The organism is Serratia sp. PF-27, from assembly GCF_030053255.1.
Classification (GTDB): domain Bacteria; phylum Pseudomonadota; class Gammaproteobacteria; order Enterobacterales; family Enterobacteriaceae; genus Serratia; species Serratia bockelmannii.
On sequence record NZ_JASGBT010000021.1, the window covers coordinates 156,504 to 169,631 of the forward strand.

The following is a 13,128-nucleotide window of genomic DNA, read 5'->3' on the forward strand; positions in this document are numbered from 1 at the left end:
CTTGAAATCGCGCCGGGCTCCCCCAATCTGTAAAGAATAATTCTGGGGCTGTTTGCCAAAGTGCGCGGGATGAAATAACCGTCGGGTACGTGTGGCGCGGGTCGAATGCTTGAGCATAGTCATCATGGCCGTTCTCAAGTAGAATCGGCGTATTAGGGTGACACCCTGGCCGCCAAGGCAATTTCTATTAGGAGACGGTAATGTCATACAGTGGCGAACGAGATCAATTTGCACCGAACATGGCGCTGGTGCCGATGGTGGTAGAGCAGACTTCACGCGGGGAGCGTTCTTACGACATCTATTCCCGCCTGCTGAAAGAGCGCATCATTTTCCTGACCGGCCAGGTGGAAGATCACATGGCCAACCTGATCGTGGCGCAAATGCTGTTCCTCGAAGCGGAAAGCCCGGAAAAAGACATTTACCTCTACATCAACTCGCCGGGTGGGGTAATTACCGCGGGCATGTCGATTTACGACACCATGAAGTTCATCAAGCCGGACGTCAGCACCATCTGTATGGGCCAGGCGTGCTCGATGGGCTCCTTCCTGCTGACCGCCGGCGCCAAAGGCAAGCGTTTCTGCCTGCCGAACTCGCGCGTGATGATTCACCAGCCGCTGGGCGGCTACCAGGGCCAGGCGACGGACATCGAAATCCACGCGCGTGAAATCCTCAAGGTGAAAGCGCGCATGAACGAACTGATGGCCGAGCATACTGGCCAGCCGCTGGAGCAGATCGAACGCGACACCGAGCGCGATCGCTTTATGACCGCGGAAGAAGCCGTGGAATACGGCCTGGTTGACGGCATTCTGACACACCGCAGCTAGAACCACGCGGCGCCAATGGACTATAGTAATCAGAGTGGGCAGGGGCTCGCTCTGTTGTAGCCCCTCGGCGTTCCCGATATGAGTTTGGGCGCACTGCCGCCGTGATTTTCCTGCGGGACAAGACTAAAGAAGAGGTTTGACTGATGACAGATAAGCGCAAAGACGGTTCAGGAAAGCTGCTGTACTGCTCTTTTTGCGGCAAAAGCCAGCATGAAGTGCGTAAGCTGATTGCCGGGCCGTCAGTGTATATCTGCGATGAATGTGTCGATCTGTGTAACGACATTATTCGCGAAGAGATTAAAGAAGTTGCCCCGCATCGTGAGCGCAGTGCGCTGCCGACGCCGCACGAGATCCGCCACCACCTGGATGACTACGTCATCGGCCAGGAGCAGGCGAAGAAAGTGCTGGCGGTTGCGGTGTACAACCACTACAAACGCCTGCGCAACGGCGATACCAGCAACGGTATCGAGTTGGGCAAGAGCAACATCTTGCTGATCGGCCCGACCGGCAGCGGTAAAACCCTGCTGGCGGAAACGCTGGCGCGTTTCCTGGACGTGCCGTTCACCATGGCCGACGCCACCACGCTGACCGAAGCTGGTTACGTGGGCGAGGACGTGGAAAATATTATCCAGAAGCTGTTGCAAAAATGTGACTATGACGTGCAAAAAGCGCAGCGCGGCATCGTTTATATCGATGAAATCGATAAGATTTCCCGCAAGTCCGACAACCCGTCGATCACGCGTGACGTCTCGGGTGAAGGCGTGCAGCAGGCGCTGCTGAAGCTGATTGAAGGCACCATCGCCGCGGTTCCGCCGCAGGGCGGGCGCAAGCATCCGCAGCAGGAGTTCCTGCAGGTCGATACCTCCAAGATCCTGTTTATCTGCGGCGGCGCATTTGCCGGCCTGGATAAGGTGATCGGTCAGCGCGTCAACACCGGCTCCGGCATCGGCTTCGGCGCGACCGTCAAGGGCGAGTCCGAGAAGGCGACCGAAGGCGAACTGCTGCTGCAGGCCGAACCGGAAGACCTGATCAAATTCGGGCTGATCCCTGAGTTCATCGGCCGTTTGCCAGTCGTGGCGACCCTGAGCGAACTGAGCGAAGACGCGCTGATTCAGATCCTGAAAGAGCCGAAGAACGCCCTGACCAAGCAGTATCAGGCGCTGTTCAACCTGGAAGGCGTGGAGCTGGAGTTCCGTGACGAAGCGCTGAACGCCATCGCCAAGAAAGCCATGGCGCGCAAAACCGGCGCCCGCGGCCTGCGTTCCATCGTGGAAGGTGCGCTGCTCGACACCATGTACGATCTGCCGTCGATGGATAGCGTAGACAAAGTGGTGATCGACGAGTCGGTGATCGCCGGCCAATCCAAGCCGCTGCTGATTTACGGCAAGCCGGAAGCCCAGGCATCTGGCGAATAATTAGCCAGTCAAACCAGAGCGTTATCAGCAAAATGGGGGATTTCATCCCCCATTTCTTTTTCCTGCATTCTTGCCGTTGAATGTAAGAGATTCATCCCCATATACTCATTAACCAGATTTTATGAAACGTTAGATGCTTGCGTCTCATGAGATTCCCCCTCAACCTGGCGGAAATTAAACTAAGAGAGAGCTCTATGAACCCTGAGCGTTCCGAACGCATTGAAATCCCCGTCCTGCCATTGCGCGACGTGGTGGTTTATCCGCACATGGTGATCCCGTTATTTGTTGGCCGGGAAAAATCGATTCGGTGCCTCGAAGCCGCAATGGATCACGATAAGAAGATCATGCTGGTGGCACAGAAAGAGGCCTCAACGGATGAACCTGGCATTAACGACTTGTTCTCGGTTGGCACCGTAGCGTCGATCCTGCAGATGCTGAAGCTACCGGACGGCACGGTAAAAGTGCTGGTCGAGGGGCTGCAGCGCGCGCGCATCACTACGCTGTCCGACAGCGGTGAGCATTTCGCCGCGCAGGCGGAATACCTGGAGTCGCCATCGATCGACGAGCGCGAGCAGGAAGTGCTGGTGCGCACCGCGATCAATCAGTTTGAAGGCTATATCAAGCTGAACAAAAAAATCCCGCCGGAGGTGCTGACCTCACTGAACAGCATCGACGACGCCGCGCGCCTGGCGGACACCATCGCTGCCCACATGCCGCTGAAACTCAGCGACAAGCAGTCGGTGCTCGAGATGTCCGACATCACCGAGCGTCTGGAATACCTGATGGCGATGATGGAATCGGAGATCGACCTGCTGCAGGTTGAGAAACGTATCCGCAACCGCGTCAAGAAGCAGATGGAGAAGAGCCAGCGCGAGTACTATCTGAATGAGCAGATGAAGGCGATTCAGAAAGAACTGGGCGAAATGGACGACGCGCCGGACGAGCACGAAGCGCTGAAGCGCAAGATCGATGCGGCGAAAATGCCGAAAGAGGCGCGCGAGAAAACCGAAGCGGAACTGCAAAAGCTGAAGATGATGTCGCCGATGTCGGCGGAAGCGACCGTGGTGCGCGGCTACATCGACTGGATGCTGCAGGTGCCGTGGAATGCGCGCAGCAAGGTGAAAAAAGACCTGAACAAGGCGCAGGAAGTGCTCGATACCGATCACTACGGCCTTGAGCGCGTCAAGGATCGCATCCTCGAGTACCTCGCGGTTCAGAGCCGCGTCAGCAAAATCAAGGGGCCGATCCTGTGTCTGGTGGGGCCACCGGGCGTGGGTAAAACCTCACTGGGGCAGTCGATCGCCAAAGCGACCGGTCGCCAGTACGTGCGCATGGCGCTGGGCGGCGTGCGTGACGAAGCGGAAATCCGCGGTCACCGTCGTACCTACATCGGTTCGATGCCAGGCAAACTGATCCAGAAGATGGCTAAGGTTGGGGTGAAGAACCCGCTGTTCCTGCTGGATGAGATCGACAAGATGTCTTCCGACATGCGCGGCGATCCGGCTTCCGCCCTGCTGGAGGTGCTGGATCCGGAACAGAACGTGGCGTTCAACGACCACTACCTGGAAGTGGATTATGATCTGTCCGACGTGATGTTCGTTGCCACCTCGAACTCGATGAACATTCCTGCGCCGCTGCTGGACCGTATGGAAGTGATCCGCCTGTCGGGTTACACCGAGGACGAGAAGCTCAACATTGCCAAGCAGCACCTGCTGCCGAAGCAGCTTGAGCGCAACGCGCTGAAAAAAGGCGAACTGACGGTCGACGACAGCGCCATCATCGGCATCATCCGCTTCTACACCCGCGAAGCCGGGGTGCGTAGCCTGGAGCGTGAAATCTCCAAGCTGTGCCGTAAAGCGGTGAAAACGTTGCTGATGGACAAGAAGCTCAAGCATATCGAGATCAACGGCGACAACCTGAAGGATTACCTGGGCGTGCAGCGCGTCGATTACGGCCGTGCGGATACCGAAAACCGCGTGGGCGAAGTCACCGGGCTGGCGTGGACGGAAGTGGGCGGCGATCTGCTGACCATCGAAACCGCCTGCGTGCCGGGCAAAGGCAAGCTGACCTACACCGGTTCTCTGGGTGAGGTGATGCAGGAATCGATTCAGGCGGCGCTGACCGTGGTGCGCGCGCGCGCGGAGAAATTGGGCATCAACGCCGATTTCTACGAGAAACGCGACATCCACGTGCACGTGCCTGAAGGGGCGACGCCGAAAGACGGCCCGAGCGCCGGCATCGCGATGTGCACCGCGCTGGTCTCCTGCCTGACCGGCAACCCGGTACGCGCCGATGTGGCGATGACCGGCGAGATCACGCTGCGTGGTCAGGTGTTGCCGATCGGCGGCCTGAAAGAGAAGCTGTTGGCGGCGCATCGCGGCGGCATCAAAACCGTGCTGATCCCTTACGAGAACAAGCGCGATTTGGAAGAGATCCCGGACAATGTTATCGCCGATCTGGAGATTCATCCGGTGCAGCGAATCGATGAAGTTTTGAACATTGCGTTGCAAAACCCGGCCTTCGGCGCACTGCCGGTAGCGGCAAAATAGTGACGAATCGCAAAAACCATTGATAAAACTTATACTGGCAAGCCATTTCGGACTTGCCAGTATTTTTTTGTACCGCTAAGTTAGATCTCTGTCGGCCCGCGTTTTGCCACCCAGTCGGTGGCTTGCCAAGGTTCGATGGGATTGATATAACAGCTGCGCTGTCGCAACCGTAGGGATTTTTCGGTGCGACGATAGAATTCTAGAGGGGATGATAGAGTGAATAAGTCACAACTGATCGACAAGATTGCCGCAGGTGCTGATATTTCCAAAGCGGCAGCGGGACGTGCTTTAGACGCAGTAATCGCTTCCGTTACCGACTCTCTGAAAGCAGGGGATGACGTGGCTCTGGTAGGTTTCGGTTCCTTCACCGTGCGTGAACGTTCGGCTCGTACCGGCCGCAACCCGCAGACCGGTAAAGAGATCAAAATCGCGGCAGCCAAAGTACCGGCCTTCCGTGCAGGGAAAGCGCTGAAAGACGCTGTAAACTGATTTAGCGTCTAACCGTTTAGCGTAACAGGGTTTTGTAATAAACAATCACCTGACGCAGCGGTGCTGGTAAGGTAAGATACAAGGCGCATCGGACTGATGCGCTTTTTTTATTTTTGTCGCAGGGAACGCGCCTGCACAAGGGTTGTTAATCCACATCACAGCGGAGTGTTGTCACACTATGATGGACAATTTACGCGCGGCTGCCAATCACGTCGTGCTCAAAATCATCCTGGCCCTGATCATCCTGTCATTCGTTCTGACCGGGGTGGGTAACTACCTGATCGGCGGCTCCGGCGATTATGCTGCGAAAGTAAATGGTCAGACGATCGAACGTGCTCAGCTGGAACAGGCTTTCCAAAGCGAGCGTAGCCGCATGCAGCAGCAACTGGGTGACCAGTTCTCCGCGCTGGCCGGCAACGAAGGCTACATGCAGCAGATGCGCCGTCAGGTGTTGTCCCAGTTGATCGACAACATGCTGCTCGACCAGTACGCCAAGAAGCTGGGCCTGACGGTCAGCGACGATCAGATCAAGGACGCCATCCGCAAGGCGCCTTACTTCCAGACCAACGGCCAGTTTGATAACGCCAAATACCTCGACCTGATCGGCCGCATGGGCTACACCGCCGACAATTTCGCGCAGTCGATGCGTCAGCAATTGGTCAATCAGCAGGTGATCCAGGCCTTCGGCGATTCCGGCTTTGTGCTGCCGTCCGAATCGCAAGCCATGGCGGCGTTGGTGCTGCAGGAGCGCGACGTGCGCCTGGCGACCATCGATTTGAAAGCGCTGCAGGCGAAACAGAGCGCCGGCGACGACGAACTGAAGGCGTATTACGATCAGAATAAAAACAGCTTCATCGCTCCGGAGCAGGTGAAGGTGAGCTATATCCCGCTGGACGCCGCGTCCATGCAGGACAAGGTGAAAGTGAGCGAAGAGGACATCAGCGCTTACTATGACCAGCACAAGAGCAGCTATGGCCAGCCGGAGCGCAAAAACTACAGCGTGATCCAGCTGAAATCCGAGGCGGAAGCCAACGCGGCGCTGGACGAGCTGAAGAAGGGTGCCGATTTCGCCACCCTGGCGAAAGAGAAATCCACCGACATCATCTCACGCCGTACCGGCGGTGAGCTGGGTTGGCTGGAGCCGGAAACCACCGCCGACGAGCTGAAACAGGCTAACCTGACCGAGAAAGGGCAGCTGTCCGGCGTGGTGAAATCCTCTGTCGGCTTCCTGATCGTGCGTTTGAACGACATCGAACCTGAGAAACTGAAACCGTTGAGCGAAGTGCATGACGCTATCGCCAAGCAGGTGCAGCAGGAGAAAGCGGTAGACGCGTATTACGCGCTGCAGCAGAAGGTGAGCGAAGCGGCGACCAGCGACAACGAATCTCTGGCCTCGGCTGAAGAAGCGGCCGGCGTGAAAGCGGCGCAAAGCGACTGGTTCACCCGCGACAACATTCCCGCCGCGCTGAACTTCAAGCCGGTCGTGCAGGCGATCTTCGACGGCTCGCTGATCGGCGAGAACGGCGCGCCGGGCAGCAACTCTGACGTTATCACCGTAGACGGCGACCGCGCCTTCGTGGTGCGCGTGAGTGGCCACAAGCCGGAAGGCATCGAGCCGTTCGACCAGGTCAAAGACCGCGTGGCAGATCTGGTGAAGCGCAACAAGGCGCTGCAGGCAGCGAAGCTGCAGGGCGAGAAGCTGCTGGTTGAGCTGAAGCAGGGCAAGGGCGACGAGGCGATGAAAGCCGCCGGCCTGAGCTTTGGCGCCGTGCAGAAGATGGCGCGCGCGCCGGAAGACAGCCAGCTGGTGGAGAGCGTGTTCGCGCTGCCGCACCCGCAGGACGGCAAACCGGTGTACGGCATGTCGCAGGATCGCCAGGACAACGTGGTGCTGATCGCACTCGATGCGGTGAAGCCAGGCACGCTGCCGGAAGACGAAATGAAAACCTTCGTCGGCAAGATGGAAGAGGGCGCGACCGGCGTTTCCTTCGATTCGCTGCTGGCGAGCCTGCGTAAAGAAGCCAAAATCAAAATGGGCGCCGCTGAGCAACAGCCGCAGTAATCGCCGCATTTTTCTGCAACGCAGTGCAACAAACAAAGGCCGCTTTCGCGGCCTTTTCCACATCTGATATCCGCCGATTGCTGAATATCCGCCGCCGCGGCAAGGTAGCCGTGCTGTCACACACAAGGAGGATACAGCATGCAACATACAGAGAAAAAAGCGTTATCAGGTTACCGTCATCACGTCAAAGCGGCGCTGACCGCGCTGTTGTTATGCCTCGCGGGGCCAGCCGCCGCGGTAGATAAAGCCGATGCGCCGGCGCCGATGCTCTCAACACCGGCGGGCAATGGCGGGCAATCGGTGATGACCAAGGCAACCGAAGAGGCGGCGGTCAGCATCAATCAGGCCACCGCCGAACAGCTGGCTGCCGCCCTGAGCGGCGTCGGTCTGAAGAAGGCGGAAGGCATCGTGCGCTACCGCGAACAGAACGGGCCGTTCACCCAGGTTGAGCAGTTGCAGGAGGTGCCGGGCATCGGGCCGGCGCTGTTCGAGAAGAATCGCACCCGGCTGAAAATGTGATCCCGGTCGCGGCTGCGTGGCAAAATGCCGCTGAGGCCGTGACTCCTCTGCTACATTTTACAGGTCTTACCAGTTTGGCGCGTTGACCAAACGGGCGAGGGAGCCTCTGCGGCTCCCTCTTTCTGTAATCACCAGGCAGGAGCGATCGTTCCCTATGCAAACCTTTATCAAAGTTCGCGGTTATCACCTTGATGTTTACCAGCACGTTAACAACGCCCGCTATCTGGAGTTTCTGGAAGAGGCGCGCTGGGAGTGGCTGGAAAACGAGGCCGGGTTCCGCTGGATGACGGAAAACAACATCGCTTTCATCGTGGTGAACATCAATATCAATTACCGCAGCCCGGCAGTATTGGGGGATAAGCTGCGTATCGACAGCCAGATGGTGCAGCTCAACGGCAAGAGCGGGGTGCTGAGCCAAAAGGTGACGCAGGATCCGGCGGGGACGCCGGTGGCCGACGCGCTGCTGACTTTCGTGTGCGTCGATCTGAAAACGCAGCGGGCGCTGCCGATTGAAGGCGAATTGCGCGAGCACCTGGAGGCGCTCACGCTGAAGGAAAACCCGCAGTAAACTCACGGGCGGCAGAGGTTGCCGCCGTCACTGCCTCAGGCCAGAGCGGCCTTCTGTTTCAACGCCGCCATCACTTCCGCCTGGTTGGCCCGGTATTGCATCAGGCCATTGGCGCGCAGGTTGCAGGCGGCGCATTCACCGCAGCCGTCACCCTTGATGCCGTTGTAACAGGTCAGCGTATCCTGCCGCACGCGATCCAACTGGTGGTAATAATCCGCCAGCGCCCAGGTCTCGGCCTTATTCAGCCACATCAGCGGCGTTTCGAAGCGGATATCGCGGGCGATGCCCAGCGTCACCGCTTTGTTCAGCGCTTTAACGAACTCGTCGCGGCAATCCGGGTAGCCGGAGAAGTCGGTTTCACATACGCCGGTGATCACCGCTTCCGCTTCCACCTGGTAGGCGTAGATCGCCGCCAGCGTCAGGAACAGGATATTGCGGCCCGGCACGAAGGTGCTCGGCAGCGCGTTTTTCTGGTTGGGATCGTAGGCGGGAACCGGAATATTGTCGCGCGTCAGGCTGCTGACGGCCAGCTCATTGAGCAGCGTTACGTCCAGCACCTTGTGCGCTTTGGCGCCGAGGGCCACCGACAGCTCTTGAGCCACTTCAATCTCGGCGCGATGGCGCTGGCCATAATCGAACGTGACGCAGTGAACTTCGTCATACTGTTGCAATGCCTGGATCAAGCAGGTCGTGGAGTCTTGTCCACCGCTGAAAACGACAACCGCGCGCTTCATAAAATCACCTTTTTGGACTTTGGCCATTCCCGATACACATTCGGGCGGCAGGATAAATATTGCGTTGCGGCGACAATAGTAGCAGAAAGGGCCGCCAGGCGCAGGGCGGTTCGGCTCAGGTCGGTGCGTCGTCCACCGGCGGCGGCAGCCACGCCTGGCAAAAATCGAACCAGCCGTGCGCGGTCAGCGTCACGCCATGCATGCGCGGCGGCGCGCTGATCTGATACTGGTAGTGGAACAGCGGCGTGATGATGGCGGCGGCCATCAGCCGTTGGTAATAGGCCTGCAGCCGCTCGAAGCGCGGTTGCTGCGCCTGCAGCTGCTGGATCTGCTGCAGCGTCTCCTGTTGCTGCTGCCAGCGGCTTTCCGTCAGGATGCCGCGCCACAGCGTATCCTGCCGCAGCCAGCTCTCCAGCGTCGCCTCAGGCGCTTCGCCGATCAGGTTGTCCGCCAACAGCAGGTCGGCCTGGGCGATCTGTTCCTCGCTTTGCCAGCGCTTGCCGGCGTAGTAGCGCACCTCCAGCTCGCAGCCGTGCTGCGCCAACAGCTGTTGCAGCGCGACCGTCACCGTTTCCAGCTCGACCGGTGGCCGATACAGCAGCGTCAGCCGGGCAGGCAGGGGGACATCTTCTTCAATCTGTTGGCTGGGAATGCGCCAGCCGGGCAGCATTTCATGGCTGGGGGTGATCACGCTGTTGGGGATCGGCAGATGGTTCAGCAGGCCTGACTGCTGGATCAGCATCAGCAGCTTTTGCCCCTGGGCTTCGCTCAGCACGCCGTGGCGCAGGTTCAGCGCCAAATAACACCAGCCCAGGCTCATACTGCGCTGTACCGGCCGGGCCTGCGCCAAATCGTCTTGCTGACCGATGGTGATGCGCACCGGATGCTGGCAGCTGGCGTCGGCGGTGGGCAGATCGGGGGTGATCCAGTATTCGATGGTGTCCAGATACGGATGCTGCAGATGGTAACCGGCGTGCTGTTCTAGCCGCACCAGCTGCGGTTCATTCAACGTCAGTTTGAACGGGCCGGCGCCGATGGCCGGCAGCTCCGGATGGGTCATCAGACAAGGCAGCTCCGCCAGCCGGTGGGCCAGCCAATAGTCCGGCAACTGCAGATCAAACTGAATGCACAGCGGATGCGGCAGGCTGATGTTCGCGACGTTGGCCAAGCTGGGTTGGCTACGCGGGTGGCGCTGCAGTTTTTCCAGCGTTTGCAGCAGCTGGTGGCCGGTCAGCGGTTCACCGTTGTGCCAGCGCAGCTGGCTGCGCAGAAAGAAGCGCCAGCGCAGGCCGCGATCGTCAATCTGCCAGTGGTGCGCCAGATCGGGCTGCGGTTCCGGGTTACCGGTCACCAGGCGCGTCAGCCCGGCGTGCAGGGTCGACACCAGATGTTGTTCGGCGCGGCCGGTCAGCGTGAGCGGGTCGAGCGCTTCCAGCGTGCGGTAATAGGGAATGCGCAGCGTCGGGCTGCCGGCCTGCCATTGCCCGCCGAGGTGCGGGCTGAGCAGATCCTGCAGGTGCTGCGGATCGAGTTGCGCCATCTCCAGCGCCCCCTGATGGTTGCCCTGTTGCAGTAGCTGTTGCAGTAGCTGCGCGCGCAGTTCATCCGGGGTTTTCAGGCAGTGCAGGCGAGCGCGTTTGCCACGGCCGGGCTGCGAATGCCAGCTCAACCAGCCTTGATCCTGCAGCTGTTGCACCAGCGTGCGGGCGTGCCGCTCGCTGCAGTAGAACATCGCCGCCAGTTCGCCGATGGTCACGGCGACCGGCGCGCTGCCGAGCTGATGGTACAGGCGTTGATATTGGCTGAGACGGTGAACCAGGCGCATGAGTAGAAATCCGGAACAGTTTTCTCAAATTGTTCACTATTACTTCCGCAAATGCCATCCCATACTGCAGTGATTGTAATCGCGTTCACATTCAGAGGTCTCTATGTATCGCCTGGCAGCTTTCGATATGGACGGCACGCTGTTGATGCCGGATCACCGGGTTGGCCCGGAAACGCTGGCGGTGCTGAACCAGCTGGTGGAACGGGAGATGGTGGTGACGTTCGCCACCGGACGGCACTACCTCGATGCGCAACCGATCATGGCGCAGCTGGGGCTGCAGGGCTACTTGATCACCGGCAATGGCACGCGGGTGTATGACAACCGCGGCCAGCAGCTGCATGCCACCGATCTGCCGGCGGCGGTCGCCGAAGAGGTGCTGCATCATCATTGGCGCACCTGCGCCAGCATGCATGTGTTCCGCGACGAAGGTTGGCTGACCGAATTCCCCGTGCCGGAAGAGATGCTGCGGGCGCATCACCTGAGCGGCTTTCGTTTTCAGTTGGCCGACGTGCGCCGTCTGCCGGCGTTCGGCAACAGCAAGGTGTGTTTTGTCGCGCCGCATGAGGAATTGCTGGCCTTGCAGGTGCAGCTGCGGGCACAGCTGGGTGGTGAGGCCGATCTGTGCTTTTCCGCCTACGACTGCCTGGAGGTGTTGCCGCTCGGTTGCAACAAGGGTACGGCGCTGGACCGGCTGAGCCGCCATCTGGGGCTGAAGATGGCCGACTGCATGGCGTTCGGCGACGCAATGAACGACAAAGAGATGCTGGGGGCGGTGGGGCACGGCGTGGTGATGGGCAACGCCCTGCCGCAGCTGAAATCCCTGCTGCCGCAGCTACCGGTTATCGGCCATTGCCAGCAACAGGCGGTGGCCCACTATTTACAACATTGGCTGCGTTCACCTTGCCTCACCTATTCCCCCGAAGAATGAGGTTCTCCTTACAGCCGGCCGGGTATGACTACCCGGCTTTTTTTTACCTAACGCCTGGCGTTACAAATCCGCCAGCTGCGCCAGATACGGCTGCAGATCGCCGATGTTGTTGCTGACCCATTCCGGGTTGTAATAGGTATCCAGGTAACGCTCGCCGCTGTCGCACAGCAGGGTGACGATCGATCCTTGCTCGCCGTTTTCCCGCATCTGCTTCGCCAACTGCAGCGCACCCCAAACGTTGGTGCCGGTAGAGGCGCCAACCTTGCGGCCCAGCACGCCTTCCAGCCAGTGAATAGTAGCGACGCTGGCAGCATCCGGCACGCGCAGCATGTTGTCGACCACCGATGGGATGAACGACGGCTCGGCGCGTGGGCGGCCGATGCCTTCGATACGGCTGCCGCAGCTGCCGATCAGGGTGCGATCGCCATGGTGGAAGCAGTCATAGAACACCGAGTTTTCCGGATCGACCACCGTCAACCGGGTGTCGTGCCCCTGATAGCGGATGTAGCGCCCCAGCGTGGCGGAGGTGCCGCCGGTGCCGGCGCTCATTACGATGTGTTTCGGCACCGGGAAGGGTTCGCGCGCCATCTGGCGGAAGATGCTGTCGGCGATGTTGTTGTTGCCGCGCCAGTCGGTGGCGCGTTCGGCGTAGGTGAACTGATCCATATAGTGGCCGTTCAGCTCTTTCGCCAGCTGTTCGGAGGCGGCGTAGATCTGGGCGGCGTGATCGACGAAGTGACAGCGGCCGCCGTAAAAGGCGATCTGTTCCACCTTGCGGCGCGCGGTGCAGGACGGCATCACCGCGATGAACGGCAGGCCGATCAGGCGAGCGAAGTAGGCTTCGGACACCGCGGTGCTGCCGGAGGAGGCCTCGATAATGGTGGTGTTCTCGGTGATCCAGCCGTTGCACAGGCCATAAAGGAACAGCGAGCGCGCCAGGCGGTGTTTCAGGCTGCCGGTCGGGTGGGTGCTCTCATCTTTCAGGTACAGGCAGATGCCGGGAAACGCCGGCAGGTTCAGGCGAATTAGGTGCGTATCGGCGGAGCGTTGAAAATCCGCTTCTATTTCACCGATAGCATATTTTACCCAAGAGTTTGTCATGATTTGGCCTCAGAATAGGGGGCTGATTTATGGCGTAGCATAGCCTGTCGGCGGGAAAAAAGGATTGCCATTTTTCCTGTTTAATCGCCTAATGAGAGAAAATTTTTCTCCTGG

The 13,128-nt window shown here is 59.4% G+C and carries 11 protein-coding genes; 8 read left to right on the forward strand and 3 right to left on the reverse strand.

All coding sequences use genetic code 11. The features are described from left to right. Positions 1-200 precede the first annotated feature (200 nt). The 7 genes from clpP to QMZ29_RS15840 all read left to right on the forward strand — a co-directional run bounded on the left by clpP (position 201) and on the right by QMZ29_RS15840 (position 8,426). Positions 201-824 carry an ATP-dependent Clp endopeptidase proteolytic subunit ClpP gene (gene clpP, locus QMZ29_RS15810; protein ID WP_004940356.1) on the forward strand — a complete coding sequence of 208 codons (624 nt, stop codon included), beginning with the start codon at positions 201-203 and terminating at the stop codon, positions 822-824. A gap of 143 nt (positions 825-967) precedes the next feature. Further along, entirely contained in the window at positions 968-2,239 is a 1,272-nt protein-coding gene (clpX, locus tag QMZ29_RS15815; RefSeq protein ID WP_004940354.1) for an ATP-dependent protease ATP-binding subunit ClpX, read from the forward strand. Between the two features lie 194 nt (positions 2,240-2,433). Continuing rightward, positions 2,434-4,788, forward strand: a complete 2,355-nt coding sequence (lon, locus tag QMZ29_RS15820) for an endopeptidase La (protein ID WP_025301766.1) — start codon at positions 2,434-2,436, stop codon at positions 4,786-4,788. 216 nt (positions 4,789-5,004) lie between these two features. Continuing rightward, the gene (gene hupB, locus QMZ29_RS15825; protein WP_004940351.1) at positions 5,005-5,277 is read left to right on the forward strand and encodes a nucleoid-associated protein HU-beta; all 273 of its coding nucleotides are present in this window, start codon (positions 5,005-5,007) and stop codon (positions 5,275-5,277) included. A gap of 178 nt (positions 5,278-5,455) precedes the next feature. After that, positions 5,456-7,339 (forward strand): peptidylprolyl isomerase, encoded by a 1,884-nt coding sequence (gene ppiD, locus QMZ29_RS15830; protein WP_025301767.1) that lies wholly within the window; start codon positions 5,456-5,458, stop codon positions 7,337-7,339. 138 nt (positions 7,340-7,477) lie between these two features. After that, positions 7,478-7,858, forward strand: a complete 381-nt coding sequence (locus QMZ29_RS15835; RefSeq protein WP_043135650.1) for a ComEA family DNA-binding protein — start codon at positions 7,478-7,480, stop codon at positions 7,856-7,858. 154 nt (positions 7,859-8,012) lie between these two features. Next, positions 8,013-8,426 (forward strand): acyl-CoA thioesterase, encoded by a 414-nt coding sequence (locus QMZ29_RS15840; RefSeq protein WP_025301769.1) that lies wholly within the window; start codon positions 8,013-8,015, stop codon positions 8,424-8,426. 35 nt (positions 8,427-8,461) lie between these two features. Here the strand turns inward: QMZ29_RS15840 and queC are convergent, their stop codons facing one another. After that, positions 8,462-9,160, reverse strand: a complete 699-nt coding sequence (gene queC, locus QMZ29_RS15845) for a 7-cyano-7-deazaguanine synthase QueC (RefSeq protein ID WP_025301770.1) — start codon at positions 9,158-9,160, stop codon at positions 8,462-8,464. Between the two features lie 115 nt (positions 9,161-9,275). Beyond that, on the reverse strand, positions 9,276-10,985 hold the full coding sequence (locus QMZ29_RS15850) for an SgrR family transcriptional regulator (protein ID WP_261425494.1): 1,710 nt from the start codon (positions 10,983-10,985) through the stop codon (positions 9,276-9,278). A 103-nt stretch (positions 10,986-11,088) separates the two neighbouring features. Between QMZ29_RS15850 and cof the strand changes: the two genes are divergently transcribed. After that, the gene (gene cof, locus QMZ29_RS15855) at positions 11,089-11,913 is read left to right on the forward strand and encodes an HMP-PP phosphatase (protein WP_049295141.1); all 825 of its coding nucleotides are present in this window, start codon (positions 11,089-11,091) and stop codon (positions 11,911-11,913) included. Positions 11,914-11,973: 60 nt separating this feature from the next. Here the strand turns inward: cof and QMZ29_RS15860 are convergent, their stop codons facing one another. After that, positions 11,974-13,014 carry a PLP-dependent cysteine synthase family protein gene (locus QMZ29_RS15860; RefSeq protein WP_025301773.1) on the reverse strand — a complete coding sequence of 347 codons (1,041 nt, stop codon included), beginning with the start codon at positions 13,012-13,014 and terminating at the stop codon, positions 11,974-11,976. Positions 13,015-13,128 lie beyond the last annotated feature (114 nt).